22 protein-coding genes are annotated in these 24238 nt (G+C 66.5%); 13 read left to right on the plus strand and 9 right to left on the minus strand.

The features are described from left to right. The first annotated feature begins 107 nt into the window (after positions 1 to 107). The 4 genes from ACN9MV_RS23300 to ACN9MV_RS23315 all read left to right on the plus strand — a co-directional run bounded on the left by ACN9MV_RS23300 (position 108) and on the right by ACN9MV_RS23315 (position 3748). Complete coding sequence (locus tag ACN9MV_RS23300; protein ID WP_093080879.1) at positions 108 to 875, plus strand: ABC transporter substrate-binding protein; 768 nt, start codon at positions 108 to 110, stop codon at positions 873 to 875. Positions 876 to 1041: 166 nt separating this feature from the next. Next, a complete protein-coding gene (gene ehuD, locus ACN9MV_RS23305; protein WP_093058542.1) occupies positions 1042 to 1713 on the plus strand; it encodes an ectoine/hydroxyectoine ABC transporter permease subunit EhuD in 672 nt (223 codons plus the stop codon). After that, the gene (locus tag ACN9MV_RS23310; protein WP_093058523.1) at positions 1710 to 2471 is read left to right on the plus strand and encodes an amino acid ABC transporter ATP-binding protein; all 762 of its coding nucleotides are present in this window, start codon (positions 1710 to 1712) and stop codon (positions 2469 to 2471) included. Before ehuD ends, ACN9MV_RS23310 begins: the two co-directional genes overlap by 4 nt. Continuing rightward, entirely contained in the window at positions 2468 to 3748 is a 1281-nt protein-coding gene (locus ACN9MV_RS23315) for an NAD(P)/FAD-dependent oxidoreductase (RefSeq protein WP_426389692.1), read from the plus strand. The genes ACN9MV_RS23310 and ACN9MV_RS23315 overlap by 4 nt, the downstream gene beginning before the upstream one ends. A gap of 6 nt (positions 3749 to 3754) precedes the next feature. Here the strand turns inward: ACN9MV_RS23315 and ACN9MV_RS23320 are convergent, their stop codons facing one another. Genes ACN9MV_RS23320 through ACN9MV_RS23340 form a run of 5 tightly spaced genes read right to left on the minus strand, consistent with a single transcriptional unit; the run spans position 3755 to position 9179 of the window. Next, entirely contained in the window at positions 3755 to 5143 is a 1389-nt protein-coding gene (locus tag ACN9MV_RS23320) for an FAD-dependent oxidoreductase (protein WP_426389693.1), read from the minus strand. Between the two features lie 23 nt (positions 5144 to 5166). Further along, a complete protein-coding gene (locus tag ACN9MV_RS23325; RefSeq protein ID WP_426389694.1) occupies positions 5167 to 5757 on the minus strand; it encodes a phosphonate degradation HD-domain oxygenase in 591 nt (196 codons plus the stop codon). Next, positions 5751 to 7199: a phosphonoacetaldehyde dehydrogenase gene (phnY, locus tag ACN9MV_RS23330; protein WP_426389696.1), complete on the minus strand. Its 1449-nt coding sequence runs from the start codon at positions 7197 to 7199 to the stop codon at positions 5751 to 5753. Before phnY ends, ACN9MV_RS23325 begins: the two co-directional genes overlap by 7 nt. Before the next feature lie 23 nt (positions 7200 to 7222). Then, positions 7223 to 8449: a phosphonoacetate hydrolase gene (phnA, locus tag ACN9MV_RS23335; protein ID WP_426389697.1), complete on the minus strand. Its 1227-nt coding sequence runs from the start codon at positions 8447 to 8449 to the stop codon at positions 7223 to 7225. A gap of 1 nt (position 8450) precedes the next feature. Then, a complete protein-coding gene (locus ACN9MV_RS23340) occupies positions 8451 to 9179 on the minus strand; it encodes a phosphonate utilization associated transcriptional regulator (protein WP_093058823.1) in 729 nt (242 codons plus the stop codon). 160 nt (positions 9180 to 9339) lie between these two features. On the opposite strand from ACN9MV_RS23340, the gene ACN9MV_RS23345 reads away from it, so the two are divergent. From ACN9MV_RS23345 to ACN9MV_RS23370, 6 genes are all read left to right on the plus strand, one after another. Then, the gene (locus ACN9MV_RS23345; RefSeq protein ID WP_426389698.1) at positions 9340 to 10380 is read left to right on the plus strand and encodes a putative 2-aminoethylphosphonate ABC transporter substrate-binding protein; all 1041 of its coding nucleotides are present in this window, start codon (positions 9340 to 9342) and stop codon (positions 10378 to 10380) included. Positions 10381 to 10458: 78 nt separating this feature from the next. Then, positions 10459 to 11595 (plus strand): putative 2-aminoethylphosphonate ABC transporter ATP-binding protein, encoded by a 1137-nt coding sequence (locus ACN9MV_RS23350; RefSeq protein WP_426389699.1) that lies wholly within the window; start codon positions 10459 to 10461, stop codon positions 11593 to 11595. Beyond that, on the plus strand, positions 11592 to 13316 hold the full coding sequence (locus ACN9MV_RS23355) for a putative 2-aminoethylphosphonate ABC transporter permease subunit (protein WP_093081429.1): 1725 nt from the start codon (positions 11592 to 11594) through the stop codon (positions 13314 to 13316). Before ACN9MV_RS23350 ends, ACN9MV_RS23355 begins: the two co-directional genes overlap by 4 nt. Positions 13317 to 13372: 56 nt before the next feature. Further along, entirely contained in the window at positions 13373 to 14503 is a 1131-nt protein-coding gene (locus tag ACN9MV_RS23360; protein ID WP_093058827.1) for a 2-aminoethylphosphonate--pyruvate transaminase, read from the plus strand. A gap of 10 nt (positions 14504 to 14513) precedes the next feature. After that, the gene (gene purU, locus ACN9MV_RS23365; RefSeq protein ID WP_426389701.1) at positions 14514 to 15380 is read left to right on the plus strand and encodes a formyltetrahydrofolate deformylase; all 867 of its coding nucleotides are present in this window, start codon (positions 14514 to 14516) and stop codon (positions 15378 to 15380) included. Between the two features lie 33 nt (positions 15381 to 15413). Then, positions 15414 to 17870 carry a GcvT family protein gene (locus ACN9MV_RS23370; RefSeq protein ID WP_426389702.1) on the plus strand — a complete coding sequence of 819 codons (2457 nt, stop codon included), beginning with the start codon at positions 15414 to 15416 and terminating at the stop codon, positions 17868 to 17870. Between the two features lie 45 nt (positions 17871 to 17915). On the opposite strand, the gene ACN9MV_RS23375 is transcribed toward ACN9MV_RS23370, so the two are convergent. Continuing rightward, positions 17916 to 18830: a LysR family transcriptional regulator gene (locus tag ACN9MV_RS23375; protein WP_093058829.1), complete on the minus strand. Its 915-nt coding sequence runs from the start codon at positions 18828 to 18830 to the stop codon at positions 17916 to 17918. Between the two features lie 162 nt (positions 18831 to 18992). Between ACN9MV_RS23375 and ACN9MV_RS23380 the strand changes: the two genes are divergently transcribed. The 3 genes from ACN9MV_RS23380 (at position 18993) to ACN9MV_RS23390 (ending at position 22026) form a co-directional block, all read left to right on the plus strand. Continuing rightward, positions 18993 to 19988, plus strand: a complete 996-nt coding sequence (locus ACN9MV_RS23380; protein WP_426389703.1) for a Bug family tripartite tricarboxylate transporter substrate binding protein — start codon at positions 18993 to 18995, stop codon at positions 19986 to 19988. Next, complete coding sequence (locus ACN9MV_RS23385; RefSeq protein ID WP_426389704.1) at positions 19988 to 21538, plus strand: amidase; 1551 nt, start codon at positions 19988 to 19990, stop codon at positions 21536 to 21538. Before ACN9MV_RS23380 ends, ACN9MV_RS23385 begins: the two co-directional genes overlap by 1 nt. Positions 21539 to 21633: 95 nt before the next feature. Continuing rightward, positions 21634 to 22026 carry a nuclear transport factor 2 family protein gene (locus tag ACN9MV_RS23390; RefSeq protein WP_093058832.1) on the plus strand — a complete coding sequence of 131 codons (393 nt, stop codon included), beginning with the start codon at positions 21634 to 21636 and terminating at the stop codon, positions 22024 to 22026. 10 nt (positions 22027 to 22036) lie between these two features. Here the strand turns inward: ACN9MV_RS23390 and ACN9MV_RS23395 are convergent, their stop codons facing one another. The 3 genes from ACN9MV_RS23395 to ACN9MV_RS23405 all read right to left on the minus strand — a co-directional run bounded on the left by ACN9MV_RS23395 (position 22037) and on the right by ACN9MV_RS23405 (position 24235). Then, positions 22037 to 22405 carry a hypothetical protein gene (locus ACN9MV_RS23395; protein WP_256216981.1) on the minus strand — a complete coding sequence of 123 codons (369 nt, stop codon included), beginning with the start codon at positions 22403 to 22405 and terminating at the stop codon, positions 22037 to 22039. Between the two features lie 124 nt (positions 22406 to 22529). Continuing rightward, positions 22530 to 23186, minus strand: coding sequence for a hypothetical protein (locus ACN9MV_RS23400; RefSeq protein ID WP_093081438.1), 657 nt, complete (start codon positions 23184 to 23186; stop codon positions 22530 to 22532). 104 nt (positions 23187 to 23290) lie between these two features. Beyond that, positions 23291 to 24235, minus strand: coding sequence for an FHA domain-containing protein (locus tag ACN9MV_RS23405; RefSeq protein WP_426389705.1), 945 nt, complete (start codon positions 24233 to 24235; stop codon positions 23291 to 23293). Between the last annotated feature and the right edge of the window lie 3 nt (positions 24236 to 24238).

Genomic DNA, 24238 nt, shown 5'->3' on the forward strand with positions numbered 1-24238 from the left:
GAATCGACTATTGGCATGCATGTTGCATCGCGGGGTGCATCACCTTTTTCCGTTCCTTTCCGTTCATTTCCACTTTTCAACGTCCTTTTCCTCCGAGGAGTGCTTCCATGAATCGCATCGTTCGCCGCCTTCACCGCCTGGCCCTGGGTCTTTGCATCGCCGGCACCGCCTCGCTGGCCATGGCACAAGGCGCCACCCCGACCTACAACGTGGGCGCCACCGCCACCGGCGTGCCCTTCACATTCCTCGACGTGAAGACCAACACCATCCAGGGAATGATGGTCGACACCGTCACTGCCGTAGGCAAGGCGGGCGGCTTCAACGTCAACGTGCAGCAGACAGTGTTCTCGGCGCTGATTCCCTCGCTCACGGCCCGCAAGATCGACATCGTCTCGGCGGCCATGCTCAAGACAGCGGCGCGCCAGGAAGTGGTCGACTTCAGCGACCCGGTGTATTCGTACGGCGAGGGCCTGATCGTCAAGGCCGACGACACCCGCGCGTATGTCTCGCTCGACGAGCTCAAGGGCGAAGTGGTGGGCGCGCAGGTCGGCACCGTGTTCCTCGACATGCTGAACAAGAAAGGCATCTTCAAGGAAGTGCGCAGCTACGACTCGGTGGCCGACATGACGCGCGACCTTTCGCTCGGACGCATCAAGGCAGGGCTGGGCGACCAACCCATCATGGCCTACCAGATCCGCCAGAACACATTCCCTGGCGTGAAGCTGGTCGACAGCTACAAGGCCGTGAACGTGGGCGATGTGTGCCTGGTGGTGCGCAAGGGCGACACCGAGACGATGGCCCGCATCAACAAGGCCATTGCCGCCGTGAAGGCTGACGGCACGCTCGCCAAGATCGTCCAGAAATGGGGGATCTGATGCACACCCCCAGGCTTCGCGCACTTCGTGTCGCTTCGCCAACCCCCTTGCAGGGGGCAACACCTGTGGCCCGGCAAAGTCGGTTCCGCGGTGTTCCCCGAATGGGCCTGACTGCGTCGGCCGACCAGTTCGATGCGCCGCGCATCAAGCGACGAGGCTGATGCAGATGGCTGCTCCCACCTTTCTACAGAACGCGCAGGACTTCCTGCCGATCCTCCTGCAGGGCGCGGTGGTCACCGTGCAGGTTACGGTGCTCGCCTTCCTGCTGAGCAGCGCGCTCGGCCTTGCGCTCGCGCTGATGAAGCTGTCACCCGTGCGCGCCCTCTCCTGGGCCGCCACGGTGGCCATCAACGTGATTCGCGGGCTGCCGATCATCGTGCAGCTCTTCTATATCTACTTCGTGCTGCCGGAGTTCGGCGTGCAGCTCACGGCTTTCCAGGCCGGCGTGATCGGGCTGGGGATTGCCTACTCGGCGTACCAGGCCGAGAACTTCCGCGCCGGCATCGAGGCGGTCGATCCGGGCCAGCGCGAGGCCGCGCAGGCCATGGGCATGCGCTCGGCGCTGATCATGCGGCGCGTGATATTGCCGCAAGCCTTTCGCATCGCGCTGCCGCCGTACGGCAACACGCTGGTGATGATGCTGAAGGATTCCTCGCTGGTCTCGACCATCACCGTGGCCGAGATGACGCGTGCCGGCCAGCTCATCGCCTCGTCGACCTTCCAGAACATGACGGTCTACACGTTGGTCGCCCTGCTCTACCTGTTGATGAGCCTGCCGCTGGTCTACGGCCTGCGCCGGCTAGAGAAGCGCTTTGCCGCCGGGAGAAAACAACCATGATCCACGTCGAAGGACTGGAAAAGCGCTTCGGCACGCACCGCGTGCTGCAGGGCGTGAGCCTGAACGTGGACAAGGGCGAGGTCGTGTGCCTGATCGGCCCTTCGGGCTCGGGCAAGTCGACGGTGCTCCGCTGCATCAACGGGCTGGAGTCGTACGAAGGCGGCGAAGTGCGCGCCTTCGGCGAGCGGGTGGACCGCAACGCGCCCAACATCCACCGGCTGCGCAGCCGCATGGGCATGGTGTTCCAGCGCTTCAACCTGTTCCCGCACCGCACCGTGCTGGAGAACGTGATGGAAGGCCCGGTCTACGTGCTGCGCCAGAACGCGGCGCAGGCGCGCGAAGAAGCGCTGGCGCTGCTGGCCAAGGTGGGGCTGGCCGAGAAGGCACAGGCGTATCCGGCGCAGCTCTCGGGTGGGCAGCAGCAGCGCGTGGCAATCGCCCGCGCGCTCGCGATGAAGCCCGAGGCCATGCTGTTCGACGAGCCCACGTCCGCGCTCGACCCCGAGCTGGTCGGCGACGTGCTCGGCGTGATGCGCGCACTGGCCGACGAGGGCATGACGATGATCGTGGTCACGCACGAGATGGGCTTTGCGCGCGAAGTGGCCGACCGCGTGTGCTTCCTGCACAGCGGCAGCATCGTCGAGGAAGGCCCTTCCGCGCAGGTGCTGGGCGCGCCGCGCCAGGCGCGTACGCAAGACTTTCTGCGGCGCGTGCTGCACCCCTCCGGTGCCGTGGCGTCCGCGGAGGTGCGCGCATGAGCGTTCGCGCGTTGCCTCCTTCGCTCTGGGCCGACACCGCGCCACCCGCTCCACCGACACCGCCGCTGACCGAATCGCGCAAGGCCGACGTGCTGATCGTCGGCGGCGGCTTCACCGGCCTCTCGGCTGCGCTGCATCTGGCCGAGGCCGGCGCGCAGGCCTGCGTGCTCGAGGCGCACGAACCCGGCTGGGGTGCATCGGGGCGCAACGGCGGGCAGGTGAATCCTTCACTCAAGCACGACCCCGAGGAGCTGGTCCAGATTTATGGCCACATGCGTGCAGAGCCCTTGATCGATGCGGTCTCGCGCTCGGCCGACCTGGTGTTCGACCTGATCGCCCGCCACCGCATCGACTGCCAGCCGGTGCGCAAAGGCTGGATCCAGGCCGCCTACGCACAGAAGGACGTGGCCGCGCTGCATGCGCGCGCCGAGCAGTGGGCGAAGCGTGGCGTCAGCACGCAGCAGCTCGACCACGCCGCCGTCAGCGCGCGACTCGGCACCGAAGCCTTTGCCGGCGGCTGGCTCGACGGCCGCGCTGGCGGCATCCAGCCGCTGGCCTACACGCGCGGGCTGGTGCGCGCCGCGCAGGCTGCGGGCACTGCCGTGCACGGCGGCACCGAAGTCACGGCGCTGGAGCGCCGCGGCACGCACTGGCATGCGAGCACATCGACTGGCGCGAGCGTCACCGCCGAGCAGGTCCTCATCGCGACCAACGGCTACACCGGCGCGCTGTGGCCGAAGCTGTCGAGCACCGTGCTGGCCGCCAACAGCTTCATCGTCGCGACCGAACCGCTCAAAGGTGCGGCGGCCGACGCCATTCTTCCGGGCGGCGAAACCGCCTCGACCTCGCAGCGCTTGCTGCTCTACTTCCGCAAGGACGCGCAGGGCCGCCTGCTGATGGGCGGTCGCGGCCACTTTGCCGACCCGGCCGGGCCCGCGGATTTCGCGCACCTCGAGCGCTCGCTCGAGCTGCTGTTTCCCCAATTGGGGCCGCTGCGCTACGAGTACCGCTGGGCCGGCCGCATCGCGGTCACGCGCGACTTCATGCCGCACGTGCACACGCCCGCGCCGGGCGTGACGGTGGCGCTGGGCTACAACGGACGCGGCATCGCGCTGGCCACGAGCATGGGCAAGCACGTGGCGGCGCGACTGGTCGATGCGGGCGCCGATTTTCCGTACCCGGTAACGCCGATCCAGCCGATTCCACTGCACGGATTGCAGCGCTTCTACGTGGCGGGCGGCGTGGCCTGGTACAGCCTGCTCGACCGGCTGGCCTGAACGCGCTCAGCCCTTGTCCGACTTGCCTGCCGCGTCGGCGAACTTGCTCAGCAGCCGGTCGACCATCCACGGCCGGCTGTCGCGGTCCTCGGCCGCTTCCTTGCGGCGGATCGCGTCGCGCACGACGATCGAGCCGATGTAGCGGATCGGCTCGGGCGGAAACTGCCCCAGCGGCCCCTGGATGAGCGGGCTGCGCGTCCAGGCGTTGTCCTCGTCCAGCAGCAGCGAAGAGAGGATCTGCCCACCCATGTAGGTCGGCCCCACGCCGTTGCCCGAGTAGCCGAAGCCGTAGTAGATGTGCGGCGCGCCGTTGAGCTTGCCGAAGAACGGGAAGCCGGTGACGGAGCGGTCCGACGGCCCGTTCCAGCTCGCGGTCACTGGCACGTCGCGCAGCGAAGGAAAGAAGCCATGCAGCGCGCGCGTGAGCTCGGCCTCGTAAGGTGAGCGCTGGTCGAACACCGGCGCGATGCGCCCGCCCCAGGTGAAGGTGTTGCCGCCCTTGCCCAGCATCAGGCGGCCGTCCACGGTGGTGCGGTAGTAATAGACGAAGGTGCGCGAATCGAGCACCGAGACGCCATCGACCAATCCCGTCGCGCGCAGCAGCTCGTGGCATTTTTCCGTGATGACCATGTCGCTCGACACGATGGCGATCGTGCGCTCGAACTGAGGCAAGGCACTGGCCATCCACGCGTTCATCGCCAGCACCAGCTTCGGCGCCTCGATGCTGCCGGCCGGCGTGCGCACCGTGACCGGATGGCCTTGCGTGAAGTCGATCATCGGGCTGCGCTCGTAGATGCGAATGCCCATGCCCAGCGCCACGCGCCTCAGCCCGCGCACCAGCTTGCCCGGATGCACGGTCGCGGCGATGGGCGAATACACGCCTGCCAGGTTGCGCGCGGAACCCGAGCGGCGCGCGACTTCTTCGGGCGGCAGCGTGCGGTAGGAATGAATGCCGCAGTCCTCCAGCCCCTTCATCACGGGGTCGAGCGCGCCGACCTGGGCCTGCGAGGTTGCGGTGTAGAGCGTGCCGTCCTGCCGCAGCTCGGCATCGATACCTTGCGCGCGGCAGAAGTCGGCGATGTGCTGCACCGCATCTTCCGAGGCCCTGACGAGGCGGATGGCCTCGGCTTCGCCGAACAGCCTGCGCAGTGTGAAGAACTTGGTCGACCACGTCAGCAGGCAGCCGCCGTTGCGCCCGCTCGCACCGGAGCCGCAGAGATCGCTCTCGACGATGGCGATGTCGAGCGCCGGGTTGCGCTGCTTCGCCTGGATGGCGGTCCACAGCCCGGTGAAGCCGCCACCGACGATGCAGACGTCGGCGCGCTGTGCGCCCTGCAGTGCAGGTGCGAGGTCTCCGTCGTTGAAGAGGGCCTGTTCGATCCAGAAGGGGCGCATGTCGGAAGGCTCTCGGTTTCAGGTTATGGCTGCGGCGTGGCAGCCTGCCTCGACGCGAGCACCATGTGCCGCGCGTAGTGCATCAGGTCGGGCGTCTTCGCATCGGCGCACTTGGCGTTGTCGTCCCAGCGGCGCAGTCGCACAGCGTCGAGCGCATGCGGCAGCGCTTCGAACTGCCTTGCCTGCGCTTCGTCGAACACGCCGCCCTGCAGCACCAGGCTGCGCTGCGAATCGGCCGACAGCGCTTCGAGATACCCCGGCTCGCGCGCGCACAGGAAGCGCTTGGCGTCCACGTGCAGCCGGATCGGGTCGAGCGTGGCCGGGCCGAACAGGTGCTTCAGGAAGGCGCGGCTGCGGTACTGGTGCAGGTCGTCCAGGCCCTGCTGCGTGGGCGTGCCGTCCATGTCGTGCAGCAGGTGCCCCAGGTCGTGCAGCAGGCTTGCGGTGATGAGTTCGCTGGATGCACCGGCCTGCTCGGCCAGATGCGCGGACTGCAGCGCGTGCTGGAGCTGCGTGACGGGTTCACCGTCGTACTGCGCGTGGCCCTTGGCCTCGAACAGGGCGACGATGCCTTCCACGTCCAACGGTACAGCGAGCGATGCGGCGACTACCACGGCAACGAATAAGTCTTGGTGTTGGTAAAGCTCTTCATGGCCTCGAGCACGCCTTCCTTGTATCCGAGGCCCGAGTCCTTGATGCCGCCGAAGGGCGTAAGCTCCAGGCGGTAGCCCGGCACCTCGCGCACGTTGACGCTGCCCACGTTCAGCTCGCGGATGAAGCGCGTGATGTAGTCCATGCGGTTCGTGCACACCGCCGACGACAGCCCGTAGGCCGTGCCGTTGGAGATGCGGATCGCCTCCTCGATCGTCCTGAAGCGGATCACCGGCGACACCGGCCCGAAGGTCTCGTGCCTGGCCACCGTCATCCCGGGGTCCACATGGTCGAGCACCGTGGGCGAATACAGCGCACCGCTGCGCTCATTGCCGTACAGCAGCTTCGCACCCGCCTTGATGGCCTCGTTGACCACCGCCTCGAACTGGATCGCAGCCGCCTCGTCGATCACCGTGCCCATGTCCGTGGCCGGGTCCATCGGGTCGCCGTACTTCAGCGCCTTTGTCTTGGCCAGCAGCAGCTCCACGAACCGGTCCGCCACCGCCTCGTGCACCAGCATGCGCTTGATCGCCGTGCAGCGCTGGCCCGAGTTCTTGTACGAGCCGCTGGCCGCCAGCGTGGCCGCCTCCTCGACGTCTGCATCCTCCATCACGATGATCGGGTCATTGCCCCCCAGCTCCAGGATCTGGCGCTTGTACACCGCCTTGCCCGCGATGTACTTGCCGATGGCCACGCCCCCCGTGAAGGTGACCAGGTCCACGTCGGCGCTGGTGAGCATCTCGTCGGCAATCTCGCGCGGGTCTCCCGTGATCACCGACAGCATCGGCGGCGGCAGGCCCGCCTCGTACAGGATGTCGGCCAGGATGAAGGCCGTCAGCGGCGTCTTCTCGCTGGGCTTGAGCACCATGCGGTTGTTGGTGGCAATGGAGGGCGCCACCTTGTGGATCACCTGGTTCAGCGGATGGTTGAACGGCGTGATGGCCGTGATCGCCCCCTGCAGCGGCTCGCGCAGCGTGTAGACCTTGCGGCTCTTGCCGTGGTGCGTGAGGTCGCAGGAGAACACCTGGCCGTCGTCCACCAGCGCCTGGTTGGCCGCGAACAGCAGCACGTCGGAGGCGCGGCCCACCTCGTACAGCGAGTCCTTGCGGCACAGGCCCGACTCCATCGTGATCACGCGCGAGATCTCGTCCAGGCGCGAGGCGATGATCTCGCCCGCGCGCATCAGGATCTTGTAGCGCTCGTAGCGCGTGAGGGTGGGCTTGTAGTCGCGCGCGATCTTGTAGGCCACCCGAACATCTTCGAGCGTGGCCTTGGGCACGGTGGCGATCACTTCGCCGGTGTAGGGGTAGGTGACGTCGATCGTGCGGTCGCGGTGAATCCGCTCGCCGGCAATGCGCAGGGCTTCGCGGTGAATGGTGCCTGGCTTCAGGGTGGCTTGGCTCATGGGGGAGTGCTCCGGGCGACGGTTTACTGGGCGTGGTTCAGCGCAAGGTCCAGCGCATCGAAGTTGCGCAGCCGGCGGCTGGCGGCAATGCCGGTGACCGGCCGGTTGCAGATCAGCGGCACGCGCTGCTCCGACACCCCGCCGTGCGAGCGCAGCGGCACTTCCAGCGCCGACAGGTCATGCCGGCTGGCCGAGGTGCCGATGACCGTGCTCTGCTCGCTGACCACCACGATGTCGCCGATGCGGTCGGGCGGCAGCTCGAAGCGCGCGGCCGCGTCCTTGCGCGAGAGCACCAGCTCCATGCCCGGCAGGCGCTGGATGCGCTCGATCCAGCCCGGCACGCGGGCCTCGTCGGGGGCGTACACGGTGGCGAAGGAGCCGAGGGCGCCGTGGTGCACCACGTACGGGTCGGTGATCGGCAGGATCACGCGGGCCTGGTCCTTGCCATACCAGTCGTCGAGCACGTCCTGCAGGTAGATGACCTTGGGCGCGCCGTCGGCGTCGTGCTTGTCGTTCATGCCGTGGTCGGCCGTGAGCACGATGGTGGCGCCCAGCGCATCGAGCTGCGCGAGGTAGCCGTCCATCATGGCGTAGAAGGCGTTGGCCGCGGGGCTGCCGGGGGCGGCCTTGTGCTGCACGTAGTCGGTGGTCGACAGGTACATCAGGTCGGGGCGGCGCGATTCCATGAGCTTCACGCCGGCGGCGAAGACGAACTCCGAGAGCTCCGCGCTGTACACCGAGGGCACGGGCATGCCGACCATCTCGACCACGCCGTCGATGCCGTTCTCCTCGATGGTGGCCTGGTCGGCCTTCTCGGACGAGAAGCAGATGCCCTTCATGCGGTGGCCCAGGAGCTTGCGCAGCTTGTCCTTGGCGGTGACCACCGCGAGCGAGGCGCCCGCATCGGCGAAGGCTGCGAGCACGGTGCCCGCGCGCAGGTACTTGGGGTCGTTCATCATGACTTCCTGGCCGAGTTCGCGGTCGAAGAAGTAGTTGCCGCAGATGCCGTGCACGGCCGGTGGGGCGCCGGTGACGATGGACAGGTTGTTCGGGTTGGTGAAGGAGGGCACCACGCAGTCGGCCAGCAGGTCTGCTCCGGTCTTGCGCATGCGCTCGATGCAGGGGGCTACGCCGGCTGCGATGGCCGCGTCCAGGTACGCAGGCTCGCAGCCATCGACGCATACCACCACGACGGGGCGGCTCATCCAGCGGTAGCTGCGGGCATTGACTTCGAGTGTCTCCGGTGTCATTTCAGACTTCCTTTTGGGGTGGGTTGTTCGATGCGGTCGCCGCGTCGGAATCGGCGCGGCCGAAGGCCTTGTGCATGCGCGCGCGGCTGCCCGCGACGTGCTGGCGCAGCGCGCGCCCTGCCGTGTCGGGGTCGCCGCTGGCAATGGCGTCGACGATGTCGCGGTGCTCGTCGGCCGACACGCGCAGGCCGCCGCCGCTGTCGAGCGCACGCATTCTGAAAAGGTGCAGCTCCTTGACCAGGCGCTTGTAGGTTTCGGTGAGCTTCTTGCTGCCGGCCGTGTCGAGCAGGATCTCGTGGAACTGCAGATTGAGCTGCGCGTATTGCTCCACGTCCTGCGCCTGGGCTGCCGAGCGCATTGCATCGAGCATGGCGCGCAGGCGCTCGACCGCGTCGGGCTTGATGGCGAGCGCCACGCGCCGGCCGATGATTTCTTCCAGCGCCTCGCGCAGTTCGTAGATTTCGTCGGCTTCCTCGAACGCAATCTCGCGCACGAAGACCCCACGGTTCTTTTCGTTGCGCACGAGGCCGGCCTCTTCCAGCGCACGCAACGCCTCGCGGATAGGGCCGCGGCTGGTGTTGAAGCGCTGCGAGAGTTCGCTCTCGTTGATGCGGCTGCCCACGGGGAGCTCGCCGGTCATGATCAAACGCTCGATTTCTTCCTGCATCAGCATCGGCAGCGAGCTGGACTGGAGAAACGCGAGGGCGGCGGAGTGATTGGTGGTGACCATGGGGCGTATTTTCCCCGAGGATTGAAAACTGTCAACAATTTTTTATTGACAGTCTTCAATCAGCAATCTACATTGCGTTCACCGGACCTTGGAACGCCACGCGCCGGAGCCCGCCACTCACTCACCCCCCTGTGACAGCAAGCCACTTCAGGAGAAACAGATGACGATGAAACAAAGCACGCGCCGTCTCACGGCGGCCCTGTGCGTTGCGGCGCTAGGCCTCATGGCCGGCGGCGCCGCCTGGGCGCAGAAGACTCCGCTCCTGGTCTACACGGCGCTCGAGACCGACGCCATGAAGCTCTACAAGGACGCCTTCGAAAAAGCCAACCCCGACATCGAAGTGAAGTGGGTGCGCGACTCCACCGGCATCGTCACCGCCAAGCTGCTGGCCGAAAAAGCCAACCCGCAGGCCGACGTGGTGGCCGGCCTGGCCGCCAGCAGCCTCGCGCTGCTGCAGCAGGAAGGCATGCTCCTGCCCTACGAGCCCAAGGGCTTCAAGGACCTGAACCCCGCCTACTCCGACACCGCCCGCCCGCCGGCCTGGGTCGGCATGGACGTCTGGGCCGCAACCATCTGCTTCAACCGCGTCGAGGCCCAGAAGCTCGGCCTGCCCAAGCCCGAGAGCTGGAAGGACCTGGCCAAGCCCGTCTACAAGGGCACCATCTCGATGCCGCACCCGGCCTCCAGCGGCACCGGTTATCTCGACGTGTCGTCATGGCTGCAGAACATGGGCGACGCCGAAGGCTGGAAGTACATGGACGCGCTGCACCAGAACATCGCGCAGTACGTGCACTCGGGCTCCAAGCCCTGCAAGCAGGCCGGCGCGGGTGAGTTCCCCATCGGCATCTCGTTCGAGTTCCGCGCGCATCAGGTCAAGAAGTCGGGCGCGCCGGTCGACCTGATCTTTCCGAAGGAAGGCCTGGGCTGGGACATCGAGGCCACCAGCATCATGAAGACGAGCAAGAAGACGGAACAGGCCAAGCGCTTCGCCGACTGGATGGCCAGCAAGGAGGCCAACCAGATCACCTCCACATGGTGGGCGGTAGTGGCCTACCCCGGCGTGGCCTCGAAGCTCGAAGGCATTCCGGACAACTACGAAAAGCTGCTCGCCAAGAACGACATCAACTGGGCAGCGAAGAACCGCGAGCGCATCCTGGCGGAATGGAGCAAGCGCTACGAAGGCAAGGCTGAACCCAAGTAGGCCCGACGGCATTCCCGACGACTTTCAATCCGCGGGCGCTGCCGCAGTGGTGACGCCCGCCAACGACGAGTGCGAAAAATGGATATGACCGACACCAAGTTCATTGCCAGCCCGGTGCCTGCTAGCGCTCCTGCAGCGCTCGAGATCGTCGGCGTTCGCAAGGACTTCGAATCCTTCAGTGCGCTGCGCGACGTGCACCTGCGCGTGAACCCGGGCGAGATGCTGTGCTTTCTGGGCCCCTCGGGCTGCGGCAAGACCACGCTGCTGCGCATCATCGCGGGGCTGGAAACGCAGACCGCCGGGCAGATCCTGCAGAACGGCAAGGACGTCTCGTGGCTGCCGCCGGACCGGCGCGACTACGGCATCGTGTTCCAGTCGTATGCGCTCTTTCCCAACCTGTCGATTGCCGAGAACATCGGCTACGGGCTGGTCAACAGCCGCGCCAAACGGGGTGAGATCAAGGTGCGAGTCGAAGAGCTGCTGAAGCTCGTCGGCCTGCCGACCTCGGGCAACAAATACCCGAGCCAGCTTTCGGGCGGCCAGCAGCAACGCGTGGCACTGGCCCGCGCGCTCGCCACGCGCCCCGGCCTGCTGCTGCTCGATGAGCCGCTGTCGGCGCTCGATGCGCTGGAGCGCATTCGCCTGCGCGGCGAAATCCGCCGGCTGCAGAAGCAGGTCGGCATCACGACCATCATGGTCACGCATGACCAGGAAGAGGCGCTGTCGATGGCCGACCGCATCGTGGTCATGAACCACGGCGTGATCGAGCAGGTCGGCACGCCGATGGAAGTCTACGAACAGCCGGCCACGCCCTTCGTGGCCGATTTCGTCGGCAAGGTCAACGTGCTGCGTGCGGTGGCGCTGGGCAACCACCGCTTCAAGGTCGGCGACATGGAGCTGCAGTGCGACGCCTGCGACGGCGCCTTCGAGCCCGGCGAAGCGGTCAACCTCTACCTGCGCCCCGAAGACCGCGCGGTCGAGCACCTGGGTGACGACACGGCCAACCGCCTGCAGGCGCTGGTCACCAAGGTCGAATTCCTCGGCGGCCTGTGCATCGCCGAAGTGACGGCTGATGCGCTGCACGGACAAACGCTCGGCCTGCACTTCTCGCTCAACCAGCTGCACGACCTCGACATCCGCGAAGGCAACACCATCGACATCGCGCTGCGCGCCAATCGCATCCGCGCCTTCGCCGCACGCAGCCCGAAGCCATGAACACGCTGGCACACCCTCGTCCTTCGTTCGCCGCGCGACCGGCCATGCGCTGGAGCCGCGACGAGACCATTGCCCGGGTCATCCTGTTCGTGGTGATGGCAATGCTCTTCGTGTTCCTGATCGCACCACTGGCGACCATCCTGGCCCACGCGGTGCAGGACAAGGACGGCCGCTTCGTCGGCCTCGCCCACTTCATCACCTACTTCCAGACGCCGAGCCTGCTGCGCGCTGCGTGGAACTCGGTGTGGGTCTCGGCGGCCGTGGTGATGATTTCGGTGCCCACCGCCTTCGTCTTTGCCTACGCGCTCACGCGCAGTTGCATGCCGGCGCCGCTGAAGGCGGTGTTCCGCCTCATTGCGCTGATTCCGCTGCTGGCGCCCTCGCTGCTCTCGGCCATTTCCTTCGTGCAGTGGTTCGGCAACCAGGGGGCTCTCAAGTTCCTGCTGGGCGGCGCGTCGATCTACGGCGCGCCCGGCATCATCCTGGCCGAGGTCTACAACACCTTTCCGCATGCGCTGATGATCCTGGTCACCGCGCTGTCGCTCGCCGACGGCCGGCTGTACGAGGCGGCCACCGCGCTGCGCACGCGGCCGTCGCGCCAGTTCATGACCATCACGCTGCCCTCGTGCAAGTACGGCCTCATCAGCGCGGCGACCGTTGTCTTCACCTACGTGGTGAGCGACTTCGGCGCGCCCAAGGTGATCGGCGGCAACTTCAACGTGCTGTCGGTCGATGTGTTCAAGCAGGTGGTCGGGCAGCACAACTTCTCCATCGGCGCGGTGGTGGGCATGCTGCTGTTGCTTCCCTCGATCATTTCCTTCGTGATCGACTACGTGGTGCGGCGCAAGCTGAAGGCGCAGCTCACGGCCCGCTCGGTGCCCTACAGCCCCAAGCGCCGCAAGCTCGCCGATCCGCTGCTGATGCTGTTCTGCGCGGTCGTGTGCGGGCTGCTGCTGGCCACCATCGGCATGGCGATCTACACCTCGCTGATCTCGCTGTGGCCCTACGACCTTTCGCTCACGCTCAAGCACTACCACTTCGTGCTGGTCGAAAGCGACATGGCCGCGGCCTACGGCAACAGCCTGATCGTTGCCATGGCCACCGCCGTGGCCGGCTCGCTGATCGTCTTCGTGGGCGCCTACCTGATCGAGAAGACGCGCAACCTCGGCCTGATGCGCAAGGGCATGCATCTGATGGCGGTGCTGTCGATGGCGGTGCCGGGCCTTGTGCTCGGGCTGGGCTACGTGATGTTCTTCAACCATCCGGCCAACCCGCTGAACTTTCTCTACCAGACGATGGCGATCCTGATCATCTCGATGGTGGTGCACTACTACACCTCGAGCCATCTCACAGCCGTGACGGCGCTCAAGCAGATCGACAACGAGTTCGAAGCCGTGTCGGCCTCTCTCAAGGTGCCGTTCTTCAAGACCTTCCTGCGCGTGACGGTGCCGGTGTGCCTGCCGGCGATCCTGGACATCGGGCGCTACTTCTTCGTGGTGTCGATGGCCAGCCTGTCGTGCGCCATCTTTCTCTACACGCCGGAGACCATCCTGGCCTCGGTCGCGATCATGCATCTGGACGACGCCGGCGACATCGGCCCGGCCGCGGCGCTGGCCAGCCTGATCGTCGTCACCTCGACCATCGTGTGCATCGCCTACTCGCTGCTGACGCGCGTGCTGCTGTCGCGCACGCAGGCCTGGCGCAACCTGAGCCGCAGTTGAACGGCGGCCCCTCTGTCTTCCCCTTCCTCTCATTTCTTTCCCTGCCTGGAGACATCATGAGTCAAGCCCCCTACCCCATTCTTCTCACGCCCGGCCCCCTGACCACTTCGGACCGCACGCGGCAGGCGATGCTGCGCGACTGGGGATCGTGGGACGCCGACTTCAACCAGATCACCGCACGCATCCGCAAGCATGTGCTGGAGATCGTGCACGGCACCGGCACGCACGAGTGCGTTCCGCTGCAGGGCAGCGGAACCTTCTCGGTGGAAGCTGCCATCGGCACCGTCGTGCCGCGCGACGGCCACGTGCTGGTGCCGAGCAATGGCGCGTACTGCCAGCGGCTCGCCAAGATCTGCAAGGTGCTCGGCCGCAAGCTGACCACCATCGACTACACGGAAGAAAAGCAGGTCTCGCCGGCCGACGTTGACCGGGCGCTCGCGGCCGACCCAGGCATCACCCATGTCGCGGTGGTGCACTGCGAAACCGGCGCCGGCGTGCTCAACCCCCTGCACGAGATCGCGGTGGTTGTCGCCAGGCACGGCCGCGGGCTGATCATCGACGCCATGAGCTCCTTCGGCGCGCTGGAGATCGATGCGCGCAAGACGCCCTTCGATGCGGTCGTCGCCGCTTCGGGCAAATGCCTCGAAGGCGTGCCGGGCATGGGTTTCGTCGTCATCAAGCGCAGCACGCTCGAGAAGTGCGAAGGCAACTGCCACTCGCTGAGCATGGACCTGTACGACCAGTGGGTGTACATGGAGAAGACCACGCAGTGGCGCTTCACGCCGCCTACGCACGTGGTCGCCGCGCTCGACACCGCCATCGCGCAGTACATCGAGGAAGGCGGCCTTGCGGCGCGTGGCGGGCGCTATGCGCGCAACTGCAAGGCGCTGATCGAAGGCCTGGCTTCGCTGGGCATCCGCAGCTTCCTGGAGTCCGCCATCCAGGCGCCGATCATCGTCACCTTCCACGCGCCCGACGATGCCAACTACGACTTCAAGACCTTCTACCAGGAGGTGAAGAAGCGCGGCTACATCCTCTACCCCGGCAAGCTCACGCAGGTGGAGACCTTCCGCGTCGGCTGCATGGGCCACTTCGGCGAGGCGGGCATTCCGGGCGCCGTGGCCGCCATCGGCGAGACGCTCAAGGCCATGGGCATCAGGCGCGTCACCGCACCCGTTGCCGCCTGAAGGCATGGCAATGGGCGACGAAACACCACGCCGCTACATCCTCACCCTCACCTGCCCGGACCGCACGGGCATCGTGGCGGGCGTGGGCAGCTTCATCGCAAGCCACGGCGGCCTGATCACCCAGGCCGCACAGCACGGTGACGCGCTGCACAACCGCTTCTACATGCGGGTGGAGATCCAGGCCGACACGCTGCCCTTCTACCTGGACGAACTGCGCGAACGCTTCGCGCCGGTCGCCAAGCAGTTCGACATGGAGTGGAGCGTTTCCGACAGCTCGGTGAAGAAACGCATGCTGGTGCTGGTGAGCAAGCTCGACCACTGCCTGAACGACCTGCTGCACCGCTGGCGCAACAAGGACTTGCACTGCGAAATTCCGTGCGTGATCTCCAATCACAACGACCTGCGATCCTTCGTCGAGTGGCACGGCATCCCGTTCTTCCACGTGCCGGTGACGCCCGACACCAAGACGCAGGCCTACGCCGAAGTGGAGCGGCTGTTCCGCGAGTTCAGCGGCGACTTCATGGTGCTCGCGCGCTACATGCAGGTGCTGTCGGACGACATGACCCAGCGCCTGCGCAACCGCATCATCAATATCCACCACAGCTTCCTGCCGGCCTTCGTCGGCGGCAAGCCCTACCACCAGGCCTTCGAGCGCGGCGTGAAGATGACCGGCGCAACCAGCCACTACGTGACGGCCGAGCTCGACGCCGGCCCGATCATCGAGCAGGGCGTGATCGACATCGACCACGGCAACTCGATCGAGGAGATGGTGCGGCTCGGCAAGGACATCGAAAAGAGCGTGCTGTCGCGCAGCGTGCGCCTCCACCTGGAAGACCGGATCCTGGTCCATCGCAACAAGACGGTGGTCTTCAAGTAACCCTCCCTCAATCAACGAGTCCTCCGACACATCATGGCGACGCCACTTCCCTCCCATGCGCAGGTCGTCATTGCGGGCGGCGGCATTGCCGGCTGCAGCGCGGCCTACCACCTCACCCAGCTCGGCTGCACCGACGTGATCGTGCTCGAACAAGGCCAGCTCACCTGCGGCACGACCTGGCATGCCGCCGGGCTGGTCGGCCAGCTGCGCGCGAACCGCAGCATGACGAAGATGAGCCGCTACGGCATCGACCTGTATGCCTCGCTCGAAGCCGAGACGGGCCTGGCCTCCGGCTGGAAACAGTGCGGCAGCATCACGGTCGCCCGAACGCCCGAGCGCATGACGCTTCTGCGACGGACCATCGCCACGGCCCGCAGCTTCGGCATCGAGGCCGAGTTCATCACGCCGGCCGAAGCGCTGGAGTTGTGGCCGCTGATGCGCATCGACGATCTCGTGGGCGCAGTCTGGCTGCCCGGCGACGGCAAGGCGAACCCGACCGACCTCACGCAATCGCTGGCCAAGGGCGCGCGCAACCGCGGCGCGAAAATTTTCGAGGGCGTGCAGATCACCGGCACGATCATCGAGAACGGCCGCATCGTCGGCGTCGAGACCAGCCAGGGCACGGTGCGCTGTGAGAGCTTTCTCAACTGCGCCGGCCAATGGGCACGCGAGCTGGGCAAGATGTCGGGCGTCAACATTCCGCTGCATTCGGCCGAGCACTTCTACCTGGTCACCAAGGAGATCGAAGGCGTCCACCGGGACCTGCCGGTGCTGCGCGACCCCGACGGCTACATCTACTACAAGGAAGAAGTCGGCGGCCTGGTGATGGGCGGCTTCGAGCCGGTGGCCAAGCCCTGGGGCATGGACGGCATCCCGCCGAAGTTCGAGTTCCAGCTGCTGCCGGACGACATGGACCAGTTCCAGATCCTGCTCGACGAAGCGGTGCACCGCACGCCGGCGCTGGAGACCACCGAGATCAAGCTGTTCCTGAACGGCCCCGAGAGCTTCACGCCGGATGGCAACTTCATCCTCGGCGAAGCGCCCGAGGTGCGCGGCTATTTCGTGGCCGCCGGCTTCAACTCGGCCGGCATCGCCAACGCGGGCGGCGCGGGCAAGCTGATCGCCGAATGGATCGTCGGCGGCGCCGCGCCGGCCGATCTGCTCGACGTGGACATCCGCCGCTTCGCGCCCTTCAACAGCAACAAGCGCTGGCTGAAGGACCGCACGGTGGAAGCGCTCGGGCTGCACTACGCAATGCGCTGGCCGCGCCACGAGCTGGAGTCCGGACGACCGCTGCGCCGCTCGCCGCTGTACGACCGGCTCAAGGCCAAGGGCGCCGCCTTCGGCAGCAAGCTGGGATGGGAGCGCGCGAGCTGGTTCGCATTGCCGGGGCAAGAGGCGCATGCCCGCTACGGCTTCGGCCGCCCCGACTGGCTGGATGCCTGCATCGAAGAGCAGATGGCGGTGCGGCGAGACGTGGTTGTCTTCGACCAGACCTCGTTCGGCAAGCTCATGGTGCAGGGCCGCGACGCCGAGCTGCTGCTGCAGCGCCTGTGCGCCAACGATGTGGCGATCCGGCCTGCAAGCATGGTCTACACCGCGCTGCTCAACGAACGCGGCGGCTTCGAGAGCGACCTCACGGTGATGAGGCTGGCGGCAGACTGCTTCCTGATCATCACCGGCTCCGCTCAGCCCTGCCGCGACATCGGCCACATCAGGCGCCACATGCATGCGCACGAGCATGTGACGGTGACGGACGTGACCTCCAGCTACTGCACCCTCACGGTGACCGGCCCGAAGGCGCAGCAGCTGCTGTCCCGGGTCACGCCGCAGGACCTGGGCAAGGAGGCGTTTCCGCAATCGGCAGTGATCGAGATCGATGTCGGCTACGCGCGCGCACTCGCGGCCAAGGTCTCGTACGTCGGCGGTCCGGGATGGGAGCTGTACATCCCGACTGAGATGGCGGTGCATGTGTACGACACGCTGTTCGACGCGGGCACCGACCTGGGCCTTCGCGACGGCGGCTACTACACGATCGACGCCTTGCGCATCGAGGCCGGGCGCCGGGCCTTCGGCCTCGAACTTGGTCCGGACGAAAACCCGTTCGAGGCGGGCCTGGAATTCGCGGTCCAGCTGGACAAGCCGGTTGCCTTCATCGGACAGGCCGCGCTCGCGAAGATCACACCCGAACGGCTCTCCAAGCGGCTGATGATGTTCACGCTGGACGACCCGCAGGCCTTCGCATGGGGCGGCGAACCGATCCTGCGCAACGGCAAGGCCGTCGGCGAGCTGACCTCCACGGCTTACAGCGCGGTACTGGAGCGGATGGTGGTGATGGGCTACGTACGCAGCGCCGAACCACTGACGAGGGAAGAGGCAATGCACGGCGAGTACGAAATCGACATCGCCGGCCAGCGCTTTGCAGCCACGCCGCAATCGCGGCCGCCTTACCCTTCGCTCATCAAGGCTGCGCTCGAACGGCGCGGATAGCTGAAACCAGCCTGACGCCCGCTGAAGGCGGCGCAACCCCAGGGCCTATCCGCTGGCCTTGACGGCCTCCACCAGATGCCGCACGAAGGCTTTCGCGGCATCGGGCAGCGAGCGGCCCGCCATGGTCTCTATCTCCAGGTGCCGTTCGTTCATTTCGCGGTCTTTCACGGGGAGGGCGACCAGCGCCTTGCTCTGCAGCAGCGTGCGTATCGACAGCGGGCCGTAGAAGGCGATGCTGCCGCCGCCGGCCGCTGCAAAACTCAGCAGTGCATTCGCGTGGTTGCTGGACATGGCCTGTGAATAGCGCAGCCCCTGCCGGGCGCAGCTTGCGTCGAGCAGGCGGCGTATGGAGCTGTCTTCCTGCGGCAGCCCCAGCGGATACGCGACCACCTGGCGCAGCGACAGCTGCCGTTGCTGCGCCAATGGGTGGTCCCTGGCCATCACGGCGAGGATGGGGCTGGGGTACCGCAGCTGGATCTCGATGCCGGGCTCGGGCGCAGCACTCAGGGTGATGCCTACGTCGGCCTCGCCGTCGCGTACCTGGCTCGAAATATCGGTGGGCGAGCAGACCTCCAGGTGAAAGCGGATGCCCTCGTGCTTGCGGCGGAAGTCCGCGATCAGCCTGGGAATGAAGTCGAAGGCAAAGCCCTCGGTGCTCGCCACGCGCACATGGCCGCTGCGCAGGCCGCGCAGGCCGGCGATGTCGTTCGTGACCCGCTCGATGTCTTGTTGCGCCCGCTTGGCGTGTGCCGCCAGCAGCTCGCCCGCGGCATTGGGCACCATGCCGCGCGCATGGCGCTCGAACAGCAGAGTGTCGAGTTCGCGCTCCAGCCGCGCCACCTGCCGGCTCACCGCCGAGGGCGCCACGTTGAGCTTGAGCGCTGCCTCCTTCACGGAGCCGGTTTTCACGACCTCGAGAAAGTAGCGCACCGCGGTCTCCTGCAAGGCACGAAGCTGCATGAATTTCTCCTGTGGCGTGGTCCGAAACGGATTGCGTGGATTGCCGATTCGGCAACGCAGAATTCTAAACATTGCGCTTGTGACACCGGCATGACGCTCCTAGGATGAACCCGCCCTCTCCCGATCCCCATCGAAATCCCCGTCGAAATCCAGGAGTTCCCGATGAACCGTCTCCCGCTCATGGCGCGCATGGCACTGGTATGTGGCCTCGCACTTGGCGCCCTGCCGCTGACCGCGCCCGCCGCCGCGGCGGCGGCGGACTTTCCCTCGCGCCCGATCACGCTGGTCATTCCGTTCCCGCCGGGTGGGGCGACGGACGTCAACGGGCGCGTGATCGCGCAACGTCTGGGCAAGGAGCTCGGCCAGCCCGTCATCATCGAGAACCGCGCGGGCGCCGGCACGGTGGTCGGCGCAAGCTATGTTTCGAAGGCCGCGCCCGACGGCTACACGCTGCTGATCAGCTCGGGCTCGACGTTCACCGTCAACCCCGCGATCCGCGCCGCCCTGCCCTACGACCCGGTGAAGAGCTTCGACCCCATCGGCATCGCGGGTCGCGTCGCGCTGATCCTGCTGGCGAACAGCGAGGTGCCCGTGCAGACGGTGAAGCAGTTCGTCGATTACGTGAAGGCCTCGCCGGGCAAGTATTCGTACGGCTCCTTCGGCACCGGCACCACCGCGCAGTTCGCCGGCGAAACCATGCTGCATGCCACTGGCCTGAAGATGACGCACATCCCCTACAAGGGCAGCGCGCCGGCAATGACCGACCTGATGGGAGGCCAGATTCCGTTCAGCATCGACACGGTGAGCGCGGCGATCCCGCAGCTCAAGAGCGGAAAGATCAAGGCCATTGCGCTGACGACTGCGAAGCGCTCCGCCCTGCTGCCCGACGTGCCCACCTTCGCCGAGAGCGGTTATGCCAGCGTCGACATGGACTCGTGGCTGATGATCGCCGTCCCGAAGGGCGTGCCCGCCGACGTGAAGGCCAAGCTTGAGAAGGCGCTGGCCGCGACCATCGCCGACCCCGAAACGCGTACCAAGCTGCTGGGCCAGGGGCTGGAGCCGGCGTTCAGCAGCAGTACCGCGTCGAGTGAGCTGATCAACCGCGAACTGCCCTTGATGCGTGCCGTTGCGGCTCGCGCAAACATCACAGCCGACTGATGAACCCAACGAACAACACATCCCGCGACACCAGCACTGAGCTCGTCGAAAAATCCGCCGTCGAACTGCGCCGGCTCATCGGCAGCAAGGCCATCTCGCCCGTCGAGCTCCTTGAAGCATGCATCGCGCGCATCGAGCGCGTGAACCCCTTCGTCAACGCGGTGACCGCAACCTGTTTCGAGCGCGCGCGCAACGAAGCCATGGTGGCCGAAAGCGCCGTGATGCGCGGCGATGCGCTCGGCCTGCTGCACGGCCTTCCGCTGGGCGTGAAAGACCTGGAGCCCACCGAAGGCCTGCTCACGACCTGGGGCTCGGCGATCTACCGCGACCACGTGCCCACGGAAGACATCGAGCTGGTGGCCCGCCTGCGCCGCGCGGGCGCCGTCGTGGCGGGCAAGACCAACGTGCCCGAGATGGGCGCGGGCGCCAACTCGCGCAACGACGTGTGGGGCGCCACGGGCAACCCCTTCAATCCGAACCTGAATGCCGGCGGCTCCTCGGGCGGCTCGGCGGCTGCGCTGGCCTGCGACATGCTGCCCGTGTGCACCGGCTCCGACACCGGCGGGTCGCTCCGCATTCCGGCGGCCAAGTGCGGCGTGGTGGGCTTCCGGCCGTCGCCGGGCATCGTGCCCAGCGTGCGCAAGCCATTGGGCTGGACGCCCATTTCGGTCGTCGGCCCCATGGGCCGGACGGTGGAAGACGCCTGCCTGCAGATGGCGGCATCCGCCGGCATGCACGCGGGCGACCCGCTGAGCTATCCGCTCGACCCGATGTCTTTTCTGGCGCCCGCGCAGGTCGACCTGGCCGGCCTGCGCGTGGCGTGGACCGAAGACTTCGGCACCTGCGCAGTGGACGACGGCATCCGCGCCACCTTCCGGCAGAAGATCGAAGCCATGCGGCACCTGTTCCGCCGCTGCGACAAGGTCGAGTTCGACATGGGCGAGGCACACCGCTGCTTCGACGTGCTGCGTGCCGAAGCCTTCGTGGCAGGCATGCAGGCGGCCTACGAGCGCGACCCCGCCAGCCTGGGACCCAACCCGCGCGCGAACTACGAGATGGGCGCTCGCATGAGCCTGCTCGACAGCGCCTGGGCGCAGGCCGAGCAGACGCGGCTCATCAAGCGCTTTCAGACGACCTTCGCCGACTACGACCTGGTGCTGTCGCCCACCACGCCGGTGTCTCCCTTTCCGTGGACGCAGCTGTATGCCGGCCACATCAACGGAGAGCAGCAGGCCAACTACTACCGCTGGCTGGCGCTGACCTACGTGGTCACGCTCACCACGCACCCGGCCATTTCGCTGCCCTGCGGACTCGACCATGCGGGCATGCCCTTCGGGCTGCAGGTGGTGGGCGGCTTTCGCGCCGACCACCAGGTGCTGGGCGCAGCGCGGGCGATGGAAGAAGCCTTCTCGGCCCACGCGCAGCTGCGCCGCCCCCGGCCGGACCTGGCCTCGTTGCGCATGGCCGAACCCGCGCTGACTTCGATCGTCAAGACGCCGCCGGTCTTCGACCGTCGCGGTACGAGGGCTGCGGCGGCGTCTGCCGTCTGAGGGAGTCGAGTCGCCAAGGCGCGGGGGAAGCCTTGCCATGTCGCATGCGGGTACGTCAAATGCCGGGCATCTTCACTCACAGCCTCAGGAGAACCATGGCCATCGACACCCTCGCCACCTGGCACCGGCTCGTCAAGGAACGCGACGTGGCGGGGCTCGACGCCCTGCTGGACGACGAGGCCGTCTTCCACTCGCCGGTGGTGCACAAGCCCCAGGTCGGGAAAGCCATCACGCAGAAGTACCTGGCCGCGGCGTTCCAGGTCTTCTTCAACGAGAGCTTCCGCTATGTGCGCGAGCTCCGGTCCGCGAACGACGCCGTGCTCGAATTCGCGCTGGAGCTGGACGGCATCCAGATCAACGGCGTCGACATGATGAAGTGGAACGACGCAGGCAGGATCACCGAGTTCAAGGTGATGCTGCGCCCCCTGAAGGCGGTGAACCTCATTCACCAGAAGATGGCGGCGCAGCTCCAGGCGGCGCAATCCTAGTCAATCCCAGTCAGTCGGCGACGACCTGCAGGCTGCCCTGCACGCTGTACGCCCGCACGCACATGCGGGTCAGCTGCACGAGAAAGCGGAACACGGTCGGCTCGCACAGGCAGTCCGGCGTGATCGCCATGATGTCCTTGCGGAACTCCATCAGCCGGTCGCCGGACATCGCCATTTCGGCGGAGGCGCCGTAGTAGTTCTTCCAGAAGTCCTGCAGCAGGCCGCGCTTGACTTCGTCGATCACGAGCGTGTAGCCGCGCTCCCAGACCTCTTCGTCCATGGGCAGGCAGTCGACGCCGGGATCCTCCGGGCGGGCACCTGGGGGCACCAGGAACACGCGCCGCATGGCGACTCTTTCAACGGCGGTTTGCGAGTGCATCGCCGGACTCCGGAACTTCAGCGGTGATGGCTGCCTCAGCGGCATGGGGTATTGCAACATGGCGTGGCTTTCTCATGGTCGTCATCCTCGGCGGAGGCGCACGTTGTGTGACAGGCTTGGAATTTCAGGCCGCGAGCAGTCGCAGGCGGCTCGCATTGGAATGGGCCAGGCTCTCCGGCTGGTCCCAGGTACCGTCCGCGTTCAGCGTGGTGGTCAACGCGTAGACGCCTGCCGGGAATGGCAGCTCCAGCGGGTTGTTGACCGTGCTGACGTCGATCACGCCGCCTTCCTCGTAGTCACCGTAGGCGATGAAGTACTTGGGCCGCGGCGAGAAGGCCAGGTTCTGGTTGGGGCGCGCCTGCGCCGCATACACCGTGCTGCCCCCCATGGTCACGCCCACGGCGGCCGCGGACCTGATCGGGATGCTGGGCGATTCGGCGAGATAGAAGCGGGATTGGTCGGGCCCCTGGGTGGGGTTCACGAACCGGTAGGCGCCGTTGTAGTCCAGCGTGATCTTGTTGTTCAGGCCGCTGGGGTCGTAGGTTTCAGTGGCGATGAACTGGATGCCGGGCTGCAGCTCGCCCGTCTCGGCCCAGGAGAAGCCGGTGTCGATGCTCCACTGGAACTTGACGCGCGAAGTCGGGCTCGGGTTCGAGAACCTGGCGAACCAGGCCAGCGACAGGGCATTCGGCGCCCATTGCGTCGGGTCGTTCTGGAACACCATGAAATAAGCCGAATGGCTCGCATGGTTGTTGACCGTGACGGAATAGATCATTCCCATGACAACTTCCCGGAAGTGGTTGATCAGCCAGTTCATGCCGCGACGGCGGCACCGAACTTGACGTCACTCTAGGGAGCGCAGGGGTCGAATGGAATTACAGACGATTACACAGGCTGTGCACCGCCCTGGATCTCGAAGGGATAGTTGCCCAGCCGCACGGTCCCGCGACGCCGCTCGACCAGCGGCGGCTCGGCCAGATGGGGCGGCAATGCATTGAGGATCTGGTGCTTGGCGCGAAAGATCTGGATGTTCACGTAAGAGGGCTCCACGCCCAGCATGCGCGACAGTTCGTCCAGCCCGATCCAGCCCTGGCTCTGCGGCGCGATTCCTCTTTGCGCGTCTTTCTGGCGCACGCGCGCGAGCGTGACGAGGGTGTAGTGATGGATGCGTTCGCCGAGCGATACCGACTTGCCTTCCGCCACCAGGCTCAGGCTCGTGTGCTCCTCGTTCTGGCTGACGTTGAAGTGCAGCGCGACATCCGCCGATGCCGAGCCCGGCGCCGACGGCGTGATCGGGTTCTCGGAAGTGAACGCCAGGTCGTCGCACAGCACGAACTCCCACATGCGAACCGCGGTGCGGACCATGGCACCGTCGCTCAGGGGCTCGATGCCGTCGATGTGCTCGAGCATCCATCTGCCGTCCTGGAAATACACGTTCACTTCGGGCTGGTGCTCGTCCGGCAGCAGGTTCTCGCGCAGGCCCAGCGCCAGCGGGGCAACGCCTCCATCGACAGGAAAAAGGCAGGTGACCGGCGGTGCCAGGTCGACCACGGTCCAGGCCGTTTCATCGCCCACGCCCATGCGGACTTCGGCGCCCACGGGCAAGGCAGTCCATCGGCCGCTGGGCAGCCGCTCGCCGTTCACGGTGGTGCCGTTGCGGCTCTGGTCGACGATTTCCCATGTGTGCCTGTTCCATCGCACCATCGCATGGACCTGCGACACGTCCGCTGCCTTCAGCACCGTCTGGCACGCCGAGGCGCGGCGGCCGAAGGCGTGCACGGGTCGCAGCATGATGGCGCGCTCGTCGAGCTTGTTCCTGAAAATGGCCATCGG

The organism is Variovorax sp. R-27 (assembly GCF_049913215.1).
Classification (GTDB): Bacteria; Pseudomonadota; Gammaproteobacteria; order Burkholderiales; family Burkholderiaceae_C; genus Variovorax.

Bases quoted from the DNA above. Each gene is read 5' to 3' on its own strand.
- ACN9MV_RS23300 (WP_093080879.1), top strand. From the start codon at position 108: ATGAATCGCATCGTTCGCCGCCTTCACCGCCTGGCCCTGGGTCTTTGC.
- ehuD (WP_093058542.1), top strand. From the start codon at position 1,042: ATGGCTGCTCCCACCTTTCTACAGAACGCGCAGGACTTCCTGCCGATC.
- ACN9MV_RS23310 (WP_093058523.1), top strand. From the start codon at position 1,710: ATGATCCACGTCGAAGGACTGGAAAAGCGCTTCGGCACGCACCGCGTG.
- ACN9MV_RS23315 (WP_426389692.1), top strand. From the start codon at position 2,468: ATGAGCGTTCGCGCGTTGCCTCCTTCGCTCTGGGCCGACACCGCGCCA.
- ACN9MV_RS23320 (WP_426389693.1), bottom strand. From the start codon at position 5,143: ATGCGCCCCTTCTGGATCGAACAGGCCCTCTTCAACGACGGAGACCTC.
- phnY (WP_426389696.1), bottom strand. From the start codon at position 7,199: ATGAGCCAAGCCACCCTGAAGCCAGGCACCATTCACCGCGAAGCCCTG.
- phnA (WP_426389697.1), bottom strand. From the start codon at position 8,449: ATGACACCGGAGACACTCGAAGTCAATGCCCGCAGCTACCGCTGGATG.
- ACN9MV_RS23340 (WP_093058823.1), bottom strand. From the start codon at position 9,179: ATGGTCACCACCAATCACTCCGCCGCCCTCGCGTTTCTCCAGTCCAGC.
- ACN9MV_RS23345 (WP_426389698.1), top strand. From the start codon at position 9,340: ATGACGATGAAACAAAGCACGCGCCGTCTCACGGCGGCCCTGTGCGTT.
- ACN9MV_RS23350 (WP_426389699.1), top strand. From the start codon at position 10,459: ATGGATATGACCGACACCAAGTTCATTGCCAGCCCGGTGCCTGCTAGC.
- ACN9MV_RS23355 (WP_093081429.1), top strand. From the start codon at position 11,592: ATGAACACGCTGGCACACCCTCGTCCTTCGTTCGCCGCGCGACCGGCC.
- ACN9MV_RS23360 (WP_093058827.1), top strand. From the start codon at position 13,373: ATGAGTCAAGCCCCCTACCCCATTCTTCTCACGCCCGGCCCCCTGACC.
- purU (WP_426389701.1), top strand. From the start codon at position 14,514: ATGGGCGACGAAACACCACGCCGCTACATCCTCACCCTCACCTGCCCG.
- ACN9MV_RS23370 (WP_426389702.1), top strand. From the start codon at position 15,414: ATGGCGACGCCACTTCCCTCCCATGCGCAGGTCGTCATTGCGGGCGGC.
- ACN9MV_RS23375 (WP_093058829.1), bottom strand. From the start codon at position 18,830: ATGCAGCTTCGTGCCTTGCAGGAGACCGCGGTGCGCTACTTTCTCGAG.
- ACN9MV_RS23380 (WP_426389703.1), top strand. From the start codon at position 18,993: ATGAACCGTCTCCCGCTCATGGCGCGCATGGCACTGGTATGTGGCCTC.
- ACN9MV_RS23385 (WP_426389704.1), top strand. From the start codon at position 19,988: ATGAACCCAACGAACAACACATCCCGCGACACCAGCACTGAGCTCGTC.
- ACN9MV_RS23390 (WP_093058832.1), top strand. From the start codon at position 21,634: ATGGCCATCGACACCCTCGCCACCTGGCACCGGCTCGTCAAGGAACGC.
- ACN9MV_RS23395 (WP_256216981.1), bottom strand. From the start codon at position 22,405: ATGCACTCGCAAACCGCCGTTGAAAGAGTCGCCATGCGGCGCGTGTTC.
- ACN9MV_RS23400 (WP_093081438.1), bottom strand. From the start codon at position 23,186: ATGGGAATGATCTATTCCGTCACGGTCAACAACCATGCGAGCCATTCG.
- ACN9MV_RS23405 (WP_426389705.1), bottom strand. From the start codon at position 24,235: ATGGCCATTTTCAGGAACAAGCTCGACGAGCGCGCCATCATGCTGCGA.